General features: G+C 26.5%; 25 protein-coding genes. 22 read left to right on the plus strand and 3 right to left on the minus strand.

Features of this window, described 5'->3' with window-relative positions; genetic code table 11:
* The first annotated feature begins 378 nt into the window (after window positions 1–378).
* The 6 genes from NK213_RS15125 to NK213_RS15150 all read left to right on the plus strand — a co-directional run bounded on the left by NK213_RS15125 (window position 379) and on the right by NK213_RS15150 (window position 5,401).
* A complete protein-coding gene (locus NK213_RS15125) occupies window positions 379–759 on the plus strand; it encodes a hypothetical protein (protein ID WP_253350479.1) in 381 nt (126 codons plus the stop codon).
* A 51-nt stretch (window positions 760–810) separates the two neighbouring features.
* Window positions 811–1,500 (plus strand): hypothetical protein, encoded by a 690-nt coding sequence (locus NK213_RS15130; RefSeq protein WP_253350480.1) that lies wholly within the window; start codon window positions 811–813, stop codon window positions 1,498–1,500.
* A 463-nt stretch (window positions 1,501–1,963) separates the two neighbouring features.
* On the plus strand, window positions 1,964–2,848 hold the full coding sequence (locus NK213_RS15135; protein WP_253350481.1) for an ArdC family protein: 885 nt from the start codon (window positions 1,964–1,966) through the stop codon (window positions 2,846–2,848).
* 60 nt (window positions 2,849–2,908) lie between these two features.
* Window positions 2,909–3,349, plus strand: a complete 441-nt coding sequence (locus tag NK213_RS15140; RefSeq protein WP_253350483.1) for a hypothetical protein — start codon at window positions 2,909–2,911, stop codon at window positions 3,347–3,349.
* A gap of 14 nt (window positions 3,350–3,363) precedes the next feature.
* A complete protein-coding gene (locus NK213_RS15145; protein WP_253350485.1) occupies window positions 3,364–3,855 on the plus strand; it encodes a hypothetical protein in 492 nt (163 codons plus the stop codon).
* A gap of 586 nt (window positions 3,856–4,441) precedes the next feature.
* The gene (locus NK213_RS15150) at window positions 4,442–5,401 is read left to right on the plus strand and encodes a hypothetical protein (RefSeq protein ID WP_253350487.1); all 960 of its coding nucleotides are present in this window, start codon (window positions 4,442–4,444) and stop codon (window positions 5,399–5,401) included.
* A 574-nt stretch (window positions 5,402–5,975) separates the two neighbouring features.
* Here NK213_RS15150 and NK213_RS15155 read toward each other — a convergent pair.
* Complete coding sequence (locus tag NK213_RS15155; protein ID WP_253350489.1) at window positions 5,976–6,242, minus strand: hypothetical protein; 267 nt, start codon at window positions 6,240–6,242, stop codon at window positions 5,976–5,978.
* 397 nt (window positions 6,243–6,639) lie between these two features.
* On the opposite strand from NK213_RS15155, the gene NK213_RS15160 reads away from it, so the two are divergent.
* Complete coding sequence (locus NK213_RS15160) at window positions 6,640–6,816, plus strand: hypothetical protein (protein ID WP_253350491.1); 177 nt, start codon at window positions 6,640–6,642, stop codon at window positions 6,814–6,816.
* A gap of 12 nt (window positions 6,817–6,828) precedes the next feature.
* On the opposite strand, the gene NK213_RS15165 is transcribed toward NK213_RS15160, so the two are convergent.
* Entirely contained in the window at window positions 6,829–7,443 is a 615-nt protein-coding gene (locus tag NK213_RS15165; protein WP_253350493.1) for a helix-turn-helix domain-containing protein, read from the minus strand.
* A gap of 269 nt (window positions 7,444–7,712) precedes the next feature.
* On the opposite strand from NK213_RS15165, the gene NK213_RS15170 reads away from it, so the two are divergent.
* Together NK213_RS15170 and NK213_RS15175 are read left to right on the plus strand one after the other, a co-directional pair.
* The gene (locus tag NK213_RS15170; protein WP_253350495.1) at window positions 7,713–8,135 is read left to right on the plus strand and encodes a hypothetical protein; all 423 of its coding nucleotides are present in this window, start codon (window positions 7,713–7,715) and stop codon (window positions 8,133–8,135) included.
* 29 nt (window positions 8,136–8,164) lie between these two features.
* Window positions 8,165–8,458, plus strand: coding sequence for a YdbL family protein (locus tag NK213_RS15175; RefSeq protein ID WP_253350497.1), 294 nt, complete (start codon window positions 8,165–8,167; stop codon window positions 8,456–8,458).
* On the opposite strand, the gene NK213_RS15180 is transcribed toward NK213_RS15175, so the two are convergent.
* On the minus strand, window positions 8,455–9,072 hold the full coding sequence (locus tag NK213_RS15180) for a helix-turn-helix domain-containing protein (protein ID WP_253350499.1): 618 nt from the start codon (window positions 9,070–9,072) through the stop codon (window positions 8,455–8,457). The two genes, NK213_RS15175 and NK213_RS15180, sit on opposite strands and share 4 nt — an antisense overlap.
* Window positions 9,073–9,214: 142 nt before the next feature.
* Between NK213_RS15180 and NK213_RS15185 the strand changes: the two genes are divergently transcribed.
* The 13 genes from NK213_RS15185 to NK213_RS15245 all read left to right on the plus strand — a co-directional run bounded on the left by NK213_RS15185 (window position 9,215) and on the right by NK213_RS15245 (window position 22,051).
* The gene (locus tag NK213_RS15185; protein ID WP_253350501.1) at window positions 9,215–10,600 is read left to right on the plus strand and encodes a MobA/MobL family protein; all 1,386 of its coding nucleotides are present in this window, start codon (window positions 9,215–9,217) and stop codon (window positions 10,598–10,600) included.
* 873 nt (window positions 10,601–11,473) lie between these two features.
* Window positions 11,474–11,845 carry a hypothetical protein gene (locus NK213_RS15190; protein WP_253350503.1) on the plus strand — a complete coding sequence of 124 codons (372 nt, stop codon included), beginning with the start codon at window positions 11,474–11,476 and terminating at the stop codon, window positions 11,843–11,845.
* A 30-nt stretch (window positions 11,846–11,875) separates the two neighbouring features.
* Entirely contained in the window at window positions 11,876–12,559 is a 684-nt protein-coding gene (locus tag NK213_RS15195; RefSeq protein WP_253350505.1) for a type IV secretion system protein, read from the plus strand.
* A 39-nt stretch (window positions 12,560–12,598) separates the two neighbouring features.
* Window positions 12,599–12,877, plus strand: a complete 279-nt coding sequence (locus tag NK213_RS15200) for a hypothetical protein (protein WP_253350507.1) — start codon at window positions 12,599–12,601, stop codon at window positions 12,875–12,877.
* Between the two features lie 40 nt (window positions 12,878–12,917).
* The gene (locus tag NK213_RS15205) at window positions 12,918–13,220 is read left to right on the plus strand and encodes a hypothetical protein (protein ID WP_253350509.1); all 303 of its coding nucleotides are present in this window, start codon (window positions 12,918–12,920) and stop codon (window positions 13,218–13,220) included.
* Entirely contained in the window at window positions 13,217–14,020 is an 804-nt protein-coding gene (locus tag NK213_RS15210; protein ID WP_253350511.1) for a TrbG/VirB9 family P-type conjugative transfer protein, read from the plus strand. The genes NK213_RS15205 and NK213_RS15210 overlap by 4 nt, the downstream gene beginning before the upstream one ends.
* A gap of 8 nt (window positions 14,021–14,028) precedes the next feature.
* Window positions 14,029–15,309, plus strand: a complete 1,281-nt coding sequence (locus tag NK213_RS15215; RefSeq protein ID WP_253350513.1) for a TrbI/VirB10 family protein — start codon at window positions 14,029–14,031, stop codon at window positions 15,307–15,309.
* Between the two features lie 2 nt (window positions 15,310–15,311).
* Window positions 15,312–17,372 carry a type IV secretory system conjugative DNA transfer family protein gene (locus tag NK213_RS15220; RefSeq protein WP_253350516.1) on the plus strand — a complete coding sequence of 687 codons (2,061 nt, stop codon included), beginning with the start codon at window positions 15,312–15,314 and terminating at the stop codon, window positions 17,370–17,372.
* A gap of 10 nt (window positions 17,373–17,382) precedes the next feature.
* Window positions 17,383–18,333, plus strand: a complete 951-nt coding sequence (locus NK213_RS15225) for an ATPase, T2SS/T4P/T4SS family (RefSeq protein ID WP_253350518.1) — start codon at window positions 17,383–17,385, stop codon at window positions 18,331–18,333.
* Window positions 18,334–18,347: 14 nt separating this feature from the next.
* Window positions 18,348–18,587: a VirB3 family type IV secretion system protein gene (locus NK213_RS15230; protein WP_253350520.1), complete on the plus strand. Its 240-nt coding sequence runs from the start codon at window positions 18,348–18,350 to the stop codon at window positions 18,585–18,587.
* Window positions 18,587–20,995: a hypothetical protein gene (locus NK213_RS15235; protein WP_253350522.1), complete on the plus strand. Its 2,409-nt coding sequence runs from the start codon at window positions 18,587–18,589 to the stop codon at window positions 20,993–20,995. The genes NK213_RS15230 and NK213_RS15235 overlap by 1 nt, the downstream gene beginning before the upstream one ends.
* Window positions 20,996–21,010: 15 nt before the next feature.
* On the plus strand, window positions 21,011–21,244 hold the full coding sequence (locus NK213_RS15240; protein WP_253350523.1) for a hypothetical protein: 234 nt from the start codon (window positions 21,011–21,013) through the stop codon (window positions 21,242–21,244).
* Between the two features lie 15 nt (window positions 21,245–21,259).
* On the plus strand, window positions 21,260–22,051 hold the full coding sequence (locus NK213_RS15245) for a hypothetical protein (RefSeq protein WP_253350525.1): 792 nt from the start codon (window positions 21,260–21,262) through the stop codon (window positions 22,049–22,051).
* The last annotated feature ends 31 nt before the right edge of the window (window positions 22,052–22,082 follow it).

Raw genomic sequence — 22,082 nt, forward strand, 5'->3', positions numbered from 1 at the left:
TAATGATTATGAAGTATTGGATAAGAAAACTTATGAATTTATATATATTAAATACAATTATTTAAGACCTCATTCTTTTAATAACGGGATACCTCCTGCTTTAAGTAAGTGGTCTGCTTAATTTACTATCACATACTGTAGCAATTTTAATTGACCACTACAATTTAAATGACTAAAAAAGAATAATTAAAGCGAAAGGGGGATAAAATATGGTTAAGTCAAGTAAAATTTCTGTCAGAATTATTAGTGTAATAATAAGAGCGTCTTAATTTATAAGACACTCAAAACCATATTTCTTAGAAAGTGATATATCACTTCTCAACAATCTGATTATATCACTTTCTGATATTTTTTTCTATATTTTAGGAGGAATTAATTATGATAAATAATACTTTAAAAGAATTTATTTGCATTGCCGTTTTTTCAATAGATGTTTTTTTCAATGTCTATTTCTTATATAAGTTTAAAAAACTTCCAGTAAAAAGAATCTCGGATTATTTCTTTTTTGCTTCATACTGTTTAGTTAATATAATAAAAGCTATCATAATATATAACATATTAAAATTGAAATTTGATCCTATTGGATTTATTTATAATCCTAAAATGCTTTATGTTGGTTTTGAATATCATCAATTATTTAATATGTTCAAATCAAATTTACTTAATAATTATATTCGAGTTACAGCTTTTATGTGGGGTTATTTCCTAATTTACTACTATTTGATTCATCATAAAAAAGTTACAGAGATTGAGAGTTAAGCTTTTGCAAGCTTGCGAAAGTTTAAATTGAAAAAATATAGGAGGTATTTTATGGCTACGACAAAAGATGAATTTGAATTTAATTATAAAAAAGAGAAAAAGAGAGGTTTTTCAGATGAACAGATAGAAATCATTTTAAAAGTTGCTTTTTTTTCATTGTTGGTTATTGGTTTAATAGGGATAGGTATTTTCTTTCCTATTTATATTACTCCTTATTGTATCATTGTAGGAATTCCTATCATTATATATGTTATATTAAAGGTTATAGTTGAGGTTGATTATAGTGGTGTTACCTCTGCATTATCAATTATCTTAGTTATTTTGTCTATTTTTGCCGTTTCACGTATAGCTAATATGATATTTATGTATCATAATCTTAGAAAAGGCGGTAAAGAATTTATTCAAAAGATTGAGAGGTCGGGTAATGATAGTTTATTAATTACCTCAAAAGATAGTAATAATAAAAAGAAGAGATTTATTATTGATAATAGCGAATACATTATTAATCCTTTATCTGTGAACAAGGAATACTTTATAAAAAAAGACGGAAAATATTTTTTATATGTTAATAAGCAGATTTCTAATCAGATTAAGGATATTAAATTTGAACAACAAGAGAGTATAAAACAAGAAGAAATTAAGCAGACTAGTAGTGAAAATGAAGATCAGGGAATGTATTTATATTTTCTTATTGCCTTTGTGTTTGTACTATTTATTCTTTTTGGTTCTATAAAATTGTAAATAATTAATCTTTTAACAAATAATGATATTAAAATTATTCCCAAGTAATATTTTTTATCACAAAATTTACTCTGTAAATTTATTGCACTGAAACATATGGGGCAAGGCAAGCAGAATAAAATAATCTTTTTTATGCCAATCAGATGAGAGTAGCTAACCGCTTCTCTCTTTTTTTATTTATCTTTTTTCTTTTTTTTCAACTCAAATTATAGCATACTGCGAAATCTCTACGAGATTCAAGTTTGCAATGTCAAGCACTACGTGTTTGCTACGCAAAACATTGCAAATCTTGTATGCAAAAATTCGTTTATGAAAAAAAAACAAAAAAAAATTGTTGGAGGAACTCTGGACAATTGCATGTAAGTAATTGCTTCTATTGTTTATTCGCTTAAATGTGTGATGTTTGTGTGTGTCCTTAGAGATTTAGGTTTGTTTTAAAAATAAAATCGTGGGAGTGATAAAAATGGGAAAGGCTAGAGAAAGAGTTTTTGAGGAAAGAAAAGAGTTAGTGGATACTATTATTAGAGATTTAGAAAATGGAGAAAAGACTTTTTGGCAGAAAGGGTGGTTAACAGCTAAGCCTATAAATCCGACCAATGGTGTTTCTTATAGAGGAATTAACTTAATAAAGTTATATATGGCGGCTGAAAGAATGGGCTTTAAAGATAATCGTTGGTTAACTTATAAACAGGCAGAATCTAAAAAATGGAAAGTAAGAAAAGGTGCTAAATCCACAAAGTTGGAATTTTGGAAATGGGATATTACAAAAAAAATAAAAGATGAGAATGGAAAAGAAAAAGAAATAATAGAAGAATTAAAAAGCCCTATAGTGTCGTATTTCAATGTATTTAATGCTGAACAAATTGAGAATATCCCTGAAAATACATCAAGTAATGAAATATTTAGAAATAATGTGTTAGCAGAAAAACTTATAAATAATTCAGAAGCAAAAATAAATTATGCCTTTACAGATAATGCCTATTATACAAGATATGAAGATAAAATAGTTATGCCAAACAGGGAATATTTTAAAACAGAAGATGATTTTTATTCCGTAATATTTCATGAAATGGCACATAGTACAGGACATGAAAGTAGACTGAACAGAGAAAAGCATAAAAGACAATTTGATAAAAAATATGCCAAAGAGGAATTAATCGCAGAAATTACATCAATGTTTTTACAATTAGAATTAGGAATTGAAATAAATAACAATAAGAATCACTTTGAAAATCATAAGGCATATATAAAGCACTATATTGAGTTATTAAAAGAAACGCCGAGTATATTATTTAGTATTATCAGGGAAGCAGAAAAAGCAAGCGAGTATATATTAAATTTTGCGTAAATATAAAAAATGAGTGCTGTACAAGTACGGCACTCAAATGAAAAATTAGGAGTGTGAATTATGGGATTTAGAAGTTATATAGGAATAATACGGAAAAATAAAAGTGTAGAATTTGCTTACTGTCATAATGGTGGCGGACTTGATGAAAACGGCGGAATGCTTTTTAGTTATTATGGAAAAGATGAAGTAGAGGAATTATTAAAAGGTGGAGAAATAAGTGTACTAGATTTTGATGTAGCAACGACATATTTTTATGATGAAGCTAATAACTTTGGAATTAAAAATTTTGATTCACTAGATGAAGCTATGGAAAATTATAAAAAAAATAGAGATATTGAGTATATTTATCTATATTGTGTAGAAGAAAATAAATGGTATGTAGATTCTAATTATTATAGGAAAATAAATTTAAAAAGTTTAGAACAGGAACTTTTTAAATATGAAAAGAAAAATAAAATAAGTATACAGTATAAAAAGTCAGTACAAATGAATTTATATTAAAGGGAGATGATTTTATGGCTACAAGAAGTATGATAGGGTATATTAGTAAAAATAACAGAGTAAAATTAGCCTATTGTCATTGTGACGGATATTTGGAACATAATGGGATAATGTTACAGAATTACTATAATAGCATGAAATTAGTAAAAAGTTTATTAAAAGGTAAGGGAGTATATTTTTTAACTGATAATTTAAGAAAGAATGAATATTACAGAGATGATTATACAGTATCAAATCATATGACATTAGATAATTTGTTGATGAATTTAGATGAATATGTTATGACAGTATATATTTATTTGTATCATGAAAAAATGAATAAATGGCTGTATATAGATATGCATGAACCAGCTTTGAGAGAGTTAAAAAAGGAAGTATCAAAAATAGAATTGAAACTATCAGATAATTTATTAGAAAAAGATTTTGGTTTATTTATAGCACAAAAACTAAAATCATCAGGAATAAATGCATATAATGTAGGAAAAAGAGGAATAGAAAAATTATGAGAGGTGTAAAAAGTCTTTACAAATAAAAAATACGTGATACAATACAGTATAGAAAAAAATTCCATACTCAATATGAAAATTAATGTAAAATTTAACTTAAATCACGAAAACCTGACCTTTAAATTTTTAGCTTTTTGGTTAAAAAATAGGTCAGGTTTTTTGTTATTTATTCATAAGTCATATTATCGGACGTTAATATCGATTAGAATTAGGTTAAAAAAATAGGTCTAATTCCCGGGTAATTTTTTCTGTGGAATGTTTACATTGTTAATGTATTTTAAATTAATAAATTAGTGTATTGACAAAAATTTCCCATGTGATATAATAAATATGAAAACGAATTTAAAAGATAAAAATCGCTAAGAAAGATTAGGTGTAGACCTAATCTTTTTATTTTGTTATAATAATTTGTGGTTTTAGCGAGCCATAATCTTTTAAATTCGGAGGAATACAATGTTGAAAGTACTTCTGATAATCTTTTTTTTGATTATCACAAAAATACTTTACTAAAGTATTCCTCACCCCGTTAGGGGAAAGATAAATCTAACAATTTTATTTAATAAAAATAAATAAATAGGAGAAAAAAATGGATTATAAAAAACTATTAGAGAATGAAAAGGTACAGTATATTTTAAAAAATATAATTGATTATGAAACAATGGTTTTTAGGGGTAGAGTTATAGAAAAACTATCATTCATTCTTAAATTATTAGATGATATTGAGCATGAAAAATATCCTTTAGAGGAATTATATAAATTAACAGAATCTTTCAAAGAAGTGGGATTATTTTATAGAAATTGGGAATATTATAAGCAGATGGCAAAAACTCAAGAGTTGATATCATTAATTGAATTTATAGATTATATTTTAGACTATCTAGGGAATATTAATTTAAATTATTTTTATAGTTTACACGGTCTAAAAAAAGAAAATCTAATATATCTAAAAAATCTTATTTTAAATGATTTTTATGATCCAAAAATTGAAAAACAAAAACAAGAAAAAAAGAGGGAAGAAGAAGAAAAATTTATTATTGATTATTATAAAATTCAAAACAATATATCTAAGAAAGATATTGAAAAGTATATAAATTATAACAGAGAAATAATTAGTATAGATTCTCCAAAAATTGAAAATATAAGTTATCCAGTTATTGTATTCAAGTATAAAGATAAAGAATTAATATCTATTTCAAAAGTAACCCAAAATCTATATAATAATATTGGCGGTTCAATAATGAGAGATGATATAGATTCTTTTGCATTTATGCATGTTTCTGAAAATATATTAAATGAAATTTATTTAGAATGTTTATTACATTTTCAGCCTAAAAAAATTACTTCAAATTCTTTTGGGATTGCAAATTCATTATATGTTACATTTTCTAAATTAAAAAAGAGGTATAAAGGAGTATATAAAAATAAGTTAGAAGATATTATTGATAAATATAATGTTCCAATATATAAGATAAGAGATCAGTTTTATGTTGTTCATAGGGATAAATTTGATGAAGCATATGAAAAAGAAATTAAAGTTAAAAGATAAATTCTTGATAAATTAAATTTCAAATTTTAAAGTAAATAAACCTCTACCTTTTTTTACACCATAAAAAGGTAGTTTTTTATTGTATATAAAGCCTAAAATAATATATTATAGACAGGTGTAATAAAAAGATAAATAATTAATTTACAAAAAATGGCTTATTTGCATTTTTATAGAAATATGGTATAATATGTATGAAAACGAAGATTAAGTTTTAAAAATTTGTGACAAATAAGCTAGACGTATGTCTGGCTTTTTTGTTATAATAATTTGTGGTTTCACAAAGCCACAAAAATTTAATCTTCGGAGGACAGCTATGCGTACTTTGTTAATAGTCGTTATATTATTTATAGCGATTAGCAAAATACTGTATTAACAGTTCCTCAGCCCCGCATGGGGCTTTTTTAACATAAAAATTTCCGCTTGAAAAGTGTACCAAAATAGCGGAAAAATAGAAAAAACGTTTGATATAGAGAATGACTAAAAAAAATAAAATAAAAATAGTTCCGTGCTAAATCCGCACGGCTGAACATTAAGAATTTTCTACAAAAATTCTGAACGTTCTCAAAGCCTATATTCAATGTTCATTTTTAATTTTATTAAGAAACTTTTCAATCTTCCCAATTACAGATTTATGATAAGGTCTTATATCTCCACCGTAGAGCTTAATACAATAGATAGTTTGTGATTCCTCAACAAACCTTATTGTATACGTGGTATTATCAATAGTAAATGTAATAGGTGCTGAATGTTCTAAAATCACAGTACCATGAAAATTACTCATAAACCATTTTTCAATTTTATAACTTTTCTTGACATCATAAAAAAAATAATATTCTGACATTTTCCACCTCAAATTTTTATTATAATTATTATAACAAAAATAGTTATAAAATATAATTGTATAAATATTCTGAATTTTGTATAATAATACTAAGTGTGTATAAAAAATCGGAGGTATTAACATGCAAATAATATTAAGAAATAAGAGATTGATATATAGATAAATGAAATAAGGAAAATATAAATAAAAACTTATAAGAGCCTTATGGCTTTTTTTTATGTGAAGAATTATTGTATATTCAAATGAAACTATAATATTAATCACTAAAAAAACAAAGGGTAAATTAATATAATTGTATCGTTAAAATAACATGGAAAGGAGGCGGATATTTTTTAATTTAATGAGTTGCAATAGTGGATTAATACCATTAATATAGATTGAAAAATAACATTAAAATATGAAAGAATCACATTTAGAACAAGAAATCAAAGAGCTTTATGATTTATTAGAGCAAGTGGAACAATCAAGACATGAAAAGTTAAATATGACAACAGATGAACAGGTAACAGAATTAGAAAGAATAAAATATAAATATTTTAAAAAAGGATATTTAGCTTGTATGTTAGGAAAATAGGAGAGAATTCTCCTATTTTTTATTGATAGAAAACTTTATAAAGGTTTCTATTTTACCCCAAATTTCAATATCATTTTTATAAAACATTTGTGTAGAGTCCGAGAAAAAATCTTTAAGAGAAAGGACATCATTTAAGCAGTGGTAATAAGCAATGAGGATTTTATTATTATAAAAGAAAATGCCTAAATCATCATATGATAGTTTATCACTGGAATATAAAAAAATATACTCATTATATTCAATAGCCTTATATTGTACATCATAAGGAAGTTTAATAAATTTTTTAGGGTAATATGAATCGCCCTTATGATTAAAGACTTCAATTTCTTTATTTTTATAGGCAGATTGTTGAAAATGATTAAGTTTAACATAGTTCTGAATATCTTCATCATTAACATAATCAATAATTTTAAGAAGACTAAGAGGATTAACGTCATATGCTTTAGCAATAGCATTAAGATGTTTAACATTAAGTCTTAGTATTCTACCTTCTTCTAATCTATTGATAGTAGAAATATCAACCCCTGAAAGTCTGTCTACATCACGAAAAGAAAGGTCTTTCTCAATCCGAAGTTGTCTAAGTGCATTTCCAAACTGTTTTGCTTTTATGTTATCGATTAAAAACATTTTTTAACCACTCCTTATAAATGAAATATTAAATAAATTATACCTTTAATGTTATAAAAAAACAAAATTTTTTTGAAGCTTGAGTAAACGTTACCCATATAGAAATAATGTATTATGCGATACTAAACAAAAATAAAACATAAAATAAAAACGTTTCAAAACTAATTGACATCAAACGTAAATAAATGTAAAATGTGAGTAAACATAAATATATATTAATACAAATCAAATTCATTTAAATGAATGGGAACGATCTAAGGAGGTATGTTGTGAAAGAAAAAAAAGAGGAAATTTTACTAAATCTAAAGAGGGAGATACAAAAGTTATGGGAAAATCAAGAATTAAGCAATGAATTAATGGAAAAGATACAAAAAAAAGCACATGAATTATTGGGAAATAGTATAAAAAGTGGAGATTTAACCAAAAGCGAAGCTTTAGAGGTAGCATTAAAAGGAGAGTTGCATATATTTTCTATAGTGGGTGCAGAAGTATCAAAATGTCTTTATAACTTAGGAGAAAAAACAAAAGATTTATTACAGTCAAATGAAGAATCAGACAAAGAAAAAGCAGAAAAAAATATAAAACAGCTTTTAAGAACAAAAGATTGGTTAAGTAAAACGGATTTAGACCCGAAAAAGGAAATAAGCTATTGGATAGACAGTTTTTTAGAAGAAAATTATAAATTAAATTAGTATAAAATTATTGAATATGGAGTGATAATATGGGAAAAAAAGAGATGAAAAATTGGGGTGAAACAGTAAATGGAATAATAGAGGTACTAGAGGAAGCTGAAAGAAATCAAGAATTGGCAGTAAAATTATTAGAAGAACAGGTTATATCAATGATAAATGATATAAATATTCAAAGAGAAAAAGAGTATTTAAAAATTGCGAAGTTAAAAAAAGAAATATTTAAATTTTATAACCTGTATTTTTCGCAAAATAAAAAATTAGTTGAAGATAAAATTGAAAAAAAAATGACTAACTTAATATTAATGGTAGATAAAAGTCTCTAAATAACTTCAATAATATAAAAAACTTTTCCAAGTATAGAAATTTCAGAACTTTCTCTGAAAAAGACATCACTGGAAATAAAGTCAGAAATAAAAACAAAATTTTCTTTAATTGCATATTTTCCAATGTGAATTTTACCTTGAATTTCAAAAATACCGGTATCATCTTTATTTAAAATATCGGTTTTTTTGAAAATAAAAAATTTTTTAGAACTAAAAAAAGCCAATAATTCATTGTTAGAGTTTGTAATATTCAGAAAGCTTCTGTATTTATCAGATAGAAATGCTTCTTTGTTTTTTAAAACAGGAATTTTCAATTTTTGTGATTTAAAGTTTAAATTTTTATTTTTTAAAATACTTGAAAAAGAAGTTATATCTTTTTCTTTAACATATCCAAGGATAAGATAAAACTCTAAGACGTTTACATCATACAATTCAGCCAATTTCTCTAAAAAAAGAGGATTTATTTTTTGTATTTCACCATTTTCAATTCTATGTAAAGAAGCTCTATCAAGATTTGCTTTTTTAGCAACTTGAAGAAGAGTTAAATTATTTTGCTTTCTTAATTTAGTAATATATTTTGCAAATTCAATATTTGTTTTATTTTTATTAATCATAAAATCACCATTCCAAACTAATTGTATCAATAAATACAGAAAAAATAAAAAAAATCTCTAAAATGGGATTTTTTTTATTTGACTTTATGAACAAAAAAAGGTATATTAAAATTATAAAAAACAAAAAATTATGGGGTATAAAATGGCAATATTTAGATTAGAAATAAAGTCCAAAAAAGGGAATATAGCAATGGCACATTACCAGTATGTGAATCGAGATGGACGATATAAAAACAAAGAAGATTTAGAATATAAAAAAGAATTTAACATGCCAAAAGAATTTGAAAATGGAAAAGATTTTATAAAAACAGGAATAGAAAATGAACAGAAAGACGGAATAATAGCTTATTCATTTACAGTAACTTTACCAAAAGAATTTAGTCAAAAAGAAAATGAAAAGTTGATAGAAAATTTTTGTAAAAAAGAGTTTTCAGAACATGTATATATGATAGCAATTCATAACCCGAACGGATTAAATCCTCATGCACATGTATTAGTTAATGAAAGAAAATTAGATAATATTGAAAGACCAAAAGAACAGTTTTTTAAAAGATATAGACCTAAAAACCCTGAAAAGGGCGGAGCAAAAAAAGCAGAAAGAATAAACTCAAAATTTTTTTATAAGCAGATACGAAAGAGTTGGGAGGAATCTTTAAACGAGAAGTTGGAAGAGAAAGGATATACAAAAGTACGGAGTGAAAATAAATATTTTTTAAAATTAGAAGAGGTAACCTCACGGGAAGAAAACAAGGAATTATCTCAAGATGAATTGAAAAAAATAGCGAAAGAAGAACTGAAAGCAGAGAGGGGTTTTAGAAATAGAAAAGAGATAAACAAGGAATTATTTGAAATAAAAAAATCAGAAATAAAGGATAGACTGGTATCGAATCATTTAAGAAGTAAAGAACTAAAAAAAGAAATATGGTTAATAAATTATAAGCTAAAATCATTAGATGAAATGGCAGTAAATATTTATACCAAAGGGAACTTACAAAAAAATTACAGTAATAAAATAAAGGGCATAAGAAAGGAAATATACCAAAATAAAAGTAATAAAAATGAGTTAAAAAAATTAGAAAATAAGTTACAGAAAGTCATTAATAATAAAGAAGAATTTTTAAAAAAATATAGAACAGATGAAAATGTATTGAAGTTAAAAAAGGAACTAAAAAGTAAATATGAAATAGAAAAAAATAAAAAATTAGCAGAGCAAAGGGCATGTCATGCAGAGATAAAAAGCATTATAAAAAAGTCATCTTTAAAAGAAATGCAAGAAGTAATGAGAGAGTTAAAAAGCCAAAAAGGATTATCAGAATTAATAAAAACAGGCGAGCAGGAACTAAAGAAAAATGAAATTGAAAATAAAAAAGTGAGGGGGAAAATATCAAAAGCAAGTAAAGAAATATCAGAAAAAATTGGAAAGTTAAAGGGGATAATAAAACCTAAAAAAGAAAATAAAGATGTAAGTTTTAACATCAATTTACGAAAGATAAAAGAGGAAGAAAAAGGAGAAGAAATGGAAAGGTAATTAATCTAAATTAAATCCTAAAAATTGATTTTTAGGAAAATACACAAAAATCATGATGAAAAAATAGAAAAAATAATTTGTGTATCAACTTCTGTATAAAGCTATTATGAATAGGTGTAGAGGGCAAAAAAAAGTACACAATAAAATCAAGACAAAAAAAACTTGTGTAGATTGTTCTAAAAGCAGTAAAAATCGGGACAAAAATTATATTTTTGTACTGCACGGTTCGTAGTTTTTTCAAAACTACCAAAGCACCGTGAAAATATCTTAATGATATTTTAAACAGAAATCCGACAATAAAAAGTCGGAATTCTGTCAAAATTTTTCAAATTTTGTTTTCCACTTCGTGAAAAAACTCCGCTTCGCTTCGTGTTAAAAAGTAAATATTTTTATAAATAAAGTAGTAAAAATATTTTCTTTTTTTCAGGAATAAGAAAATAGAAAAATGTGTTTTTAAAAATAAAAGTATGTAATAAAAAAGTTTTAACCATAATTTTTTATAAGTCTATGAAGTTAATAGAACTAAAAAAATTATGAGCCAAAGAAAACTAAAAAAAAAAAAGATTTTTAAAACATAATTTTTGAAAAAAATGGTGGATATAATTCACAGAAATTTTTAAATTTATGTGCCATAAAAAAATGAAAATAAGATTTTTAAAACACGATTTTTGAAAAAAATAGTGGAAGTAATTCACAGAAATTTTTAAATTTATGTGTCATAAAAAATAAAAATAATATTTTTTAAAACACGATTTTTGAAAAAAATAGTGGATATAATTCACAGAAATTTTTTAAATTTATGTGCCATAAAAAAATATCATTTCATTTTTAAAAACTTATTTCTGAAAAAAAATAATTACAAGGAGAGGATAAATGCAATCATTTATTTTAGAAAATCACAAGAATAAAATTTTAAATAAGAGGAATTTTATTTTACTTATTTTATTATTTAGCTGTACCTTTTTAGGATTTTCACAAACAACAGGGGGAGGGATATTAGCACCACTGGTAACTTTTTTAAATGATATATATAACTCTATAATTGTTGTTGTTGGAATAGGGGCAGCCGTAGTAATAGCACTTGCAATTTTTAGGCATGTTGCTGATCCGAATATGGCTCAATTAATTTTAGTAGTTATAGGTTCAATATTAGTAGTTGTTTTAGTTTATAAAGCTAAAGATATGATAACTATGGCAGGAGGTTCAACATTAGAACTGGAAGTTATAAAAAATCTGTACTTTTAAATGAATGAACAGAAAAGGAAAGGAGGAAAATTGTCAATTAAAGGTAAAAGTAAATTTCTATCAAAAGATGTTTTAAATAAAAAAAAAGAAGCGAACGCATTGGATATAAGAATTCAATTATTAGATGAATTAAGACGAGAGAAATTTATAAAAGGAATTATGTTTTTTGTCATTGTTATTTTAATAGTAATTTGTGCTTTTTTATCAATTAGAAATCGATATATTCCATTTATTGTGGAAGTAAAAAAAGAAACAGGCGAAATTGAAAATGCCAAAATTATAAGTAATACAAAACTAAATATGAGTGATTTACAAGAAAATCAAATAAATTATTTCATATCAAATTTTATAACTAATATACGTTCAGTAACTTACGATAAAAAACTTTATCAAAGGAAATTAGATGAATCAAATTTCTTTCTAACTGCTGAAAGTCAGAAAGAATTAAAAACAGCTTTGATAGATAATAAGACTGCTGAAAAAATGGAAAAAGGGGTTAGTGTAAATGTCCAAATAAAAAATTTTAATAAGATAGAAGATGGGAAATATCAGATAACATGGCAGGAAACTTACACATCAACGGACGGAACTTTTAAAGAAAATTTTTTAGGAATATTCACAGTAGATACAATACCCGTGACAAATCAAAAAATGATACAGCATAACCCACTAGGAATATTAATAACCAAATTATCAATATCTAAAACTAACTAATTTTAACTAAAAATAGAGGAACTAGAAAGAGAAGGGAAAATGAAATTATTTAAATTTTTAGAACATCATTTTGAAAAAATTGAGAAAATATATATAAAAATTTCAATTTTCATACTAATAATAGCGTTTATATTCTCTTTTGCATTAATAATAATAGATGGAATAGATAGTATAAAAAAAGCTCCATTCAAATGTATAGAAGAGAAATTATATATGGAAGAAAAACATCATAAATTAGTGAATCAAAATAAAAAATGTGTTGTTATAAATAAAACAATATATATTCGTGAAAATGGAAATTTAGAAAGAGCCTATTGATTTAAAAAGTGAAGAAGTGTAAGAAAGTGAGAGGGAAAAAATGGTATCAGGAGATAATGTTTTAAGTAGAACACTGATGTTAGGTCTTATGCTGTGCATTACATTAATAATGTTAAATATGATGTTTTATTTTGAAAAAAACCCATTCAAATGTGTAGAAAATAATTTATATACAAATGATAACCAAAAATTAGTAGGTCAAAATAAAAAATGTACTGTTATAGATGGGGAAATTTATATTTATGAAAATAGTAATTTAAGAAAAGTAAAAATGGAAGATATTGAGAATAAAATTATTGAGATTTTAGAAATTGAAAAGTTAGAAGAAAGAGAGGGAAAATGAAAAAAGGAATATTAATGTTAGCATTTTTGTCATTTTTAACATTTGCAAGCGATAAAAATGCCCCTGTTATTCCTCGTGAGGACATAACATATAAACCAAAGGTTCAGTACAGTAGCACCCCTGATGTTATAAGCGGACGGGATCAGGCAAAGACAAAAACACAAACTATTTTTACATATAATGAGAATAATGTATACAGGATTTATGCAACACCTAATTTTTTAACAACATTACAGTTAAATGCTGATGAAAAAATAACTTTCCTTGCTGGTGGAGATACTGAAAACTGGCAAATAGAAGAAGCGCAGGGGGGAAAGAAAAACGGAACTTTTATTTTTCTGAAACCTATAGAGGAAGATTTAAAAACAAATATTGTAATTACTACAAATAAAAGAATATATAATCTTCAAGTTTCATCAACTGATGATGAATATAATAGTTTGGTTAAATGGAATTACCCAGAGGACGCTGAAATTGTAAAAAAATTTAATGATGAAAATTCAGAAACACTGGCGACTTCTGCTGAAAATCTAAATATGAATTATACAGTTACAAATAAAAATTATCCGTTTGCACCTGTAAGAATATTTGATGACGGACAGAAAACATACTTTGAAATGAAAGAGGGAATACAAGAAATGCCTACTTTATTTGCAAAAGGAGATGATAACAAGTATTCACAAGTAGTATTTAGGGTAGACGATAAAGGGAAATATGTAGTTGACAGGACAGCACAGAGATTTATGTTTATTCTTGGTAAAAAAAGTAGTGTTGTTGTCAATAAATCATATTTAAATTAGGGGGCGAAATGAACGAAAATAACTTATTAGATGATGAATTTACTCCTGACGGAAACGATCCATATAATGAAACGGATAGTAAGAAGAAAAAAAATATAATTATGTATGTAGGAGCAGTTTTAGGGACAATTGTATTATTGTTTTTGATTTTTGGAACTGGGAAAAAAGAAAAAAAAGATAAGTCTGATGTGGAACTTCAAACCGCAGAACAAACGATAAAAGCGGATAATTTAAAACAAGATGAAGAAATAGAACAACAGGAGCAGAAACAGAATATTCAGCAACAAGGGTACGGATATAATGACGAGTATTTAAATGATGACTTTAATTCTAATCCGCAAAATAATATTCAAGGACAAACACTACCGAGCAATTATGAAACAGATGAGATAGATAATTCTTACGGAAGTATAAAAAGAGAAGTACCTGACATATATTCTCATGATTCTGTTGAAAATACATCAGAAAAAACAAAGGACAAAGGCAAAAAAAGTGGGATAGGATTTAAAAGTAATAGTGTTCAGCCAGTTCAACCAGTAAGTCCTCAAAATCAGGAAAATCAAACACAAAATCCTTTACAGAATGAGAGTAAGAGTGATAAAGACAAGAAAAATGAGTTTATAAATAGCAGTAAAAGAGGAAGTTTTATTTTAGGACAACAGCTAAATCAGCCAGTAAGTATATATGAGTTAAAGGCAGGGAGTATAATTCCGATTACTTTGACAACAAGAATTAATTCAGATTTACCAAGTGATATAACGGGAATTGTCAGGGAAGATGTCTATAATACAGTAAATGGTAAATTTCTGCTAATTCCGAAAGGCTCAAAAGTATATGGTACATATGACAGTAATATTTCATATGGACAAAACAGGCTCTTAATGGTTTGGCAGAGAATCCAAATGCCTAATGGATTTACAATAAATCTTGAAAATATGCAGGGAGTAGATATGTTAGGGCAATCAGGAGTAAAAGGAAACGTTAACAATCATACTCTAAAGTTACTAAGAAGTGTAGTATTATCAAGCTTATTTAACTTTGCTTCAAATGGTATAAAAATTAATTATAATGCAGGGAAATCGGGAAGTGACAGCAAAAATCAGGTTATCTTAGGAAATGTTGCAGATGATACATCAGGAAAGATACAAAATATAGGCGATAAGATTGTTGAAAGAGATTTAGACTTGCAACCAACCATAATAATAAAAGAAGGGGCGAGAATGAATATTTTTGTAAATAAGGACATGCTTTTATATCCATATAATAAGTTAAAGACAGCAAGGCGATAAATATGGATAATAAAGAACGAAAAAAAAAGATATTTATTCAGACCAAAAGTAAATTAATAATAGTGGTAATAATGACTATTTTAATAAATTTCATAGGATTTCAAACTTCAAACAGGGCTTTTTTAAAGAAATATAATAAAAAGGAATCTACAGCATATTATTTATATGACTATGAACAATCAAATCTTTCTTTAAAACTAACTAATTTTACTAAGAAAGAAAAGGATTTACTGGAAAATTTAAAATCTACAATGGATATGAACAAAATGTTGCTAGATAACTTTTATGTAGGATATAAAACTTCTCCTAAGACAGAAGCACTGGAAAAAGAGTTTAAGGAAAAAAAAGAGGCATATTTCAAATCATTAGGAGAAGTTGAAGCCCAAAAGAAGAAAATAAAAAAACTGGAACAAATGAGAATACAGCAAATATCAGTTAATGAATTAAAGTCATTGAAAAACACTGAATATAAGTATAACGGGGCAGAAAAAGGCAGTATTAAAAGAGAAATGTTTAAAAGAGGAATATATTTTTTCCTCTTCTCATTAACCCCTTTCCTGTTATTACTAGAAATAAAAAATAAAGATACACACGGAAGTGCAAGGTGGGCGAAAATATCGGATTTAGGAGAAAGAAAGACAGAAGATGATGATGTAGACCTTTTAGTAGAAAAAGGTGTCACATTAGGCAGATATAACGGTATAACGCTATATGACAACTCTAATACTCATGTTTTGGTTTGTGCACCGACAAGAAGCGGAAAAGGAGTGGGAATAATAATACCTTCCTTAGTCCATTCTTGGACAGAAAGTGCTGTTGTTTTGGATATAAAAGGAGAAAATCAGGTACTAACATCAGAAGCCCGAAGAAAAAACTTAAATAATAAGGCTATAACTCTATTTTTAAATGATAGACGAAGTATAAAGTATAATCCGCTTGAAGAAATAAAATTCAATACAAGCTTTGAACAATCAAATGCAAGAAGTATAGCAGAAATAATAGTAAGTACAGGGGCTACAGGAAGTCTTGATTTTTGGGAAACGTCAGCATTAGACTATTTAACTGGAATTATGCTTTATTGCCTTTATACAATCGGAGAAGATAAAAACGGGGAAAATAGAAAAGCGAATTTATATGATGTAGTAAATTTTTTCTCACAGAATAAGGTTCAAAAAATAGCAGAAAAATTAATAAATAAACCCATTTTAAGCGAACTTGAAGCATATAACCTAAGAAATTATTACCCTATAGAAACAGAATTAATAGATAAGGGAATTCACCCTTTTGTAAATAAAATAATGATAAAAATAGCGAATGAACCAGAAAAAACCTTTGGCGGACAGTTAGCTACTTTAAAAACTAAAATGTCAGTGTTTGAACAGCCTGAAATAGTAAATAATCTTTCTAAAAGTGAATTTTCAATAAGAGATATAGCGAATTACAAAAAGCCAGTAACTTTATACATAAGAGTAAATTCTGATGAAATCCCAATTTTAAAATCTGTAATTAATATATTTGTTGCTCAATTAGTTAATGGGTTAATGAATAATAAGGAATTTGAAAAAAGTATATTTAAAAATACAAGCAGAACTTTGATTTTATTAGATGAATTTTCTCAATTAGAGAGAGCAAAAGCTATTGAAGATACAATAACATTTAGTGCAGGGTACGGGCTTAAATATGTAGTAATCTTACAAAATTTAGAACAGTTAGAAAAAAATTATACTAAGAATAATCCGTTTGTAGGAAACTGTCAGGTTCAAGTATTTAATACTCCTGATAAGACAGAAATGGCGAAAGAATTATCAGAAATATTAGGAGAGAAGACATTAAAAGTAAAAAATAGAACAAGTGCAGGAAACACAAGAAGTAGCATAAGTAGCAGTTATATAAGCCGAAGATTATTAATGCCTGACGAAGTCATGAGATATACAAAGAAAAAATCCATGTTAAAGGTAGGAAATAAGCCCATAGTATCAGCCAACAAGATAAGATATTTTAAAGAAAAATTTTATATGTCCAAAATAATAGAAGATGTAAATGTAAAACAGGACAAATTATAAGGAGAAAAAAATGTTTGATTTAGAGCAAGCCAAACAGGACTTAGAGGAACAAAAAAGACTTATAAAATCCATGTTAGGCGGAATAAATGAGTTTTTGGAAAGAGAAGATGTAACAGACATAATGTTAAATCAAGATTCATATATATGGATTGATACTTATACAGGAACAGAAAAAACAATAAAAATAAGTGAAGATAAGGCACAATCTATAATGCGGACAGTTGCAAAGTTCAATAATAAAGAATTGGACAACAATAATCCTATAATATCAGGAATTTTGCCGACTGGGGAAAGATTCGAGGGATTGACAGGGGAGATAACTCATTTTAAAACAGTTTTTTCAATAAGAAAAAAGGCAAATAGAATAATTGCTCTTGATGAATATGTAGAAACAGGTTTTATAACTAAAGAACAAAAAGAATATATAACTGAAAATGTAAAAAATAGAAAAAATATATTGGTAGTTGGTGGAACATCATCAGGAAAAACAACATTTACTAATGCCTGCTTAGATATATTAAAAGACACAACAGATAGAATAATAATGTTAGAGGATACGGACGAATTACAATGTCCTGCTCCCAATCAAATAAAATTGAAGTCTACTGCAATAATAGAAATGAAAACTTTACTACAAAGCACTATGAGAATGAATCCGATCAGAATTATAGTAGGAGAATTACGGAGAGGAAAAGAAACCCAAGAAATGTTAAAAGCTTGGAATTCAGGACATAGTGGCGGATTATCAACAATTCATGCTGATGATTGCAGAGGTGGACTTCTAAAATTAAAACAATATTTACAAGAAGAAACAGAGGGGGATAGTTCTTTAATGATAGCTAATTCTGTTCATGTATTGATAAATATAGTAAAAGAAAATAACAGAAGATATGTAAGGGAAATAATGGAAATAAAGGACTATAACGAAGAAACAAAAAAATATGAATTACAAAAAATCTAAAAAAAGGAGAAATAATGGAAATAAAAGTGACAAAGGTATTATTAGAACAAAAAAAATCTTTTGGAGTTACGACATTATGTCTAGGTATTGAAATAGCGATTGTTTTTATTTTGTTTCTAATATTAGGGTGGATTTTTTCAGTAATATTTATAATAATAGCCCATCCTGTTTCAGTTGCTTTAACCAAAAAAGATTCATTATTTATAGATATTACTATCCAAAATCTTGATAATCCAAAGGAGCTATATTTTTAATGATATTAGGAAAACGAATAAATCCAAGAAGCCTATTAAAATACTATGTTCCTTATGAGTGTTTTGTTGATGAAGAAAAGTCAATTGTTTTTAATAAAAACGGTTCTCTGCAAAAAACTTTTAAAATAAGATACGCTGACTTGGAATATAGTATTCCAGAGGTAGAAAATGACGTAATTATAAAGATAAATAATGCTTTAAAAAGACTTGATGAAAATTTTACATTACAGTTTGAGGTTCAGAGAAAGTCTATCAATAAAGGTAAAGAGCATATTGAAAAAGAAATAATACCCATACCAACACTAAAAATATGGAAAAAACAGGAAGAAAAAGCAAATTACAAAAGTTTTTTCAGAACAGAATATTATTTAACAATAACTTACAACATAGAATTTGAAGTACAAAATGGTGCAATTATAAATATGTTAAATGCTTTCAGAGCCAAAAGTATAAAGTATAACCAGTTGAAAGCGGAAAAAGTATTAAATGAAGCCTTAGAAGCTTTTAATACTAAGGTAAATGACTTTATAAACAGGCTATATAATGTAACTCTTGCAGTAGAGGAAGTTAAGGGCGAAGAATTACTAGGATTTCTCTATTCACAGGTAAATATGGAATTCAGAGACAGAATAGAAATACCTAGAAATATACATATAGATGAACTTGTAAGTGTATCAAACCTAAAATATAATCAGAAAACAGCAAAAATAAATGATTTATATTTTGCGACAATATCATTGTTTGATTTTCCTGATACAGTCAGAAGTCGAATTTTTGAATCTTTGGAATCTCTGAATTTTGAGTTTAGATTTTCAAGCAGGTTCAATATAATTTCAAAAGAAGAAACAAATAAAATGTTTGTAGGTTATAGAACACACTATAGAGGACAAACACGAAATGGTGTTCAATATATAATCGAAGCTTTAACGAAAAAGCAGTCAGAGAATATTGATGAGACGGCTAACGAAAGAGCCGAAGAAGTAAACGAAGCCTTGAATAGTTTAAAAAGAGGGGAAGCAATCTTTGGGTTTTATTCATCAAATATAATTCTATTTGATAAGAATTACGAACAATTACAGAAAAAAATAAATGAAATTTATAAAATAATAACTTCAAATGATTTTATTTGTAAAAACGATACTATAAATGTATTTGACAGTTATTTAGGTTCAATGGCAGGAAATATTCAAAGAAATAAGAGAAGATATATTTTACCGTCTTTTGTATTTACTTGCTTAATTCCAATATCCAGTAACTTTTTAGGGTATAGTAAAAATTATTTTTTTAATGCCCCTGCATTATTAACTGCCAAAACAAGAGCAAACGACTTATTTCATTTTAATTTGCATGTAGGCGACGTAGGACATACATTTATAGTTGGACAGACAGGGGGTGGGAAATCAGTTTTACTAGGATTAATAGCTTCACAATTCATGAAATACAAAAATGCACAAATCTTTTTCTTTGATAAGGACAGATCAGCAAGAGTATTAACAGAATGTTCTAATGGAGTATTTTACGATTTAGGCGGAGATGATTTTTCATTTCAAATAATGGAAAAGATAGATGATTCAGGATATAGAACATTTGTAAAAGAATGGTTACTTGATATTTTAGAAATAGAGGGAGTAAAAATAACTCCTGAATTAAGAAACTACTTATTTGAATCAGTTGATAAATTTTCATTACTTCCTAAAGATGAGAGGACATTTAGTGGATTTCTACATTTTATGCCGAATAAAGATTTAGACGAAGCCTTTAAAATGTATGCAACAGGGAATTACAGAAAATATTTTAATAAAGGTGCTGAAATAGATACCAAAAGTCAGTTTCATACCTTTGAAATGGGTAATATAATGAACAATGAAAAATTATCTAGTTTAATTTTAAGCTACCTGTTTCATTATATTGAGTATGAGAAACTAAATGACGGAAATCCAACATTAATAATACTTGATGAGGCATGGCTCGCTTTAAAAAATGAAAAAATGAAAGATAAAATAGAGGAATGGCTAAGAGTATTAAGAAAAAAGAATGCAAGTGTAATATTTGCAACTCAAAGTTTAACAGAGATAAATAATTCAAGTATATCTTCTGTAATATTAGACCAATGTAAGACTAAAATTTATCTGCCTAATGAAAATGCCAGAGCCTATGAAGATTTATATATAAAAATGGGGTTGAATTTATCAGAAATAGAAAAATTAAGATATGCATTACCCAAAAAAGAATATCTTTATAAATCTGAAAGAGGGTCTAATATGATAAGTTTTGATTTAAGTAAGTTAGAACTGGCTTATTTAGGCTCATCAAGAGCAGACGACTTAAAAAAGATTGCAGAAATAATAAAAGATAATAAAGATACAGAAAAAATAAATAAAGAATGGCTTGAGTATAAAGGCTGTTAAGAAAGGAAAGTGAGAATGGCAAAACCTAGAAGAAAGTCAATAAAAGAAAGGTTAGACGAAACTGAAAAAGAATTAGAAAAGTTAAAAGAACAGTATTCAGAAGAGATAAAATCAAAAACACATAATATATTTGTAAAAAATAAACTGGAATCTCTTCTTGATGATGAGAATTATTTAAAAGTATTGGAAGAAGCAATTATAAAATCGGCTAATACTTATAAAACAACTCATCAAAATAATAATCTTTAATAGAAAAGAGGAAGTATGAAAAAATTTAAAAGCTTAATATTCTTATTATTAGCAATAAATATATTTGCGTTAGCTGATAATGGAGCAAATTCTGAAAAATTAGAAAAAATATTTAATAATATAACAGAAAATAAGAATACAGATAAAAATTTAAAAATAGTAAATGATCTTTTGGACAAAAGAAATAAAGAGCTGAAAGACCTAAGATTACAGAGTGATTATATTATAACTCCTGAATATAATGAATGGCAAATCTTTTTCACGGGATTTTATAATCACTCAAACAGAAATTCAAAAAATAGCACAGTACCTTATGTGCTAAGTGAAGAAAATACTATAAAATCAATCAATTTAGGAAAAACTATAACAGTTAGGGAAGTAAACGACATTTCCCTGAATCCTGAAATAAATATAAATAGTAAAGTTGTAGCAGAAGCCCCACATATTGTGATACCGAATATAAGTTTACCGTCATTAAATGTAACTGCACCGAGTTTGTCGGTTAATCCTAATGTGGTAAGTCCGAATATTAATGTTAATACTAATATAAGTATACCTACAGTGGCATTAACCCCCATAACAGTGGTAAGTTTTGGACTGCCTTATTTCAATTCTGGGCTTGCTTCACTGTCACATAGATATAATTTACAGCCTGTAGCAGGATATTCGCAAACTTTAACAGCAGGAGGGACACAGGAATCAATAATTACATTGTATGGTTCATCAACATCAATGAGTTATATAGAAAATAATGGTGGTACTGTAATGGTCAAGCAAAATGGGAACATTAGGATCCAAAGAAATTGAATCTAGCCTGGTAAGGAGTAATAAACCCATT

The sequence above is a fragment of the Sebaldella sp. S0638 genome (genome assembly GCF_024158605.1).
GTDB lineage: Bacteria > Fusobacteriota > Fusobacteriia > Fusobacteriales > Leptotrichiaceae > Sebaldella.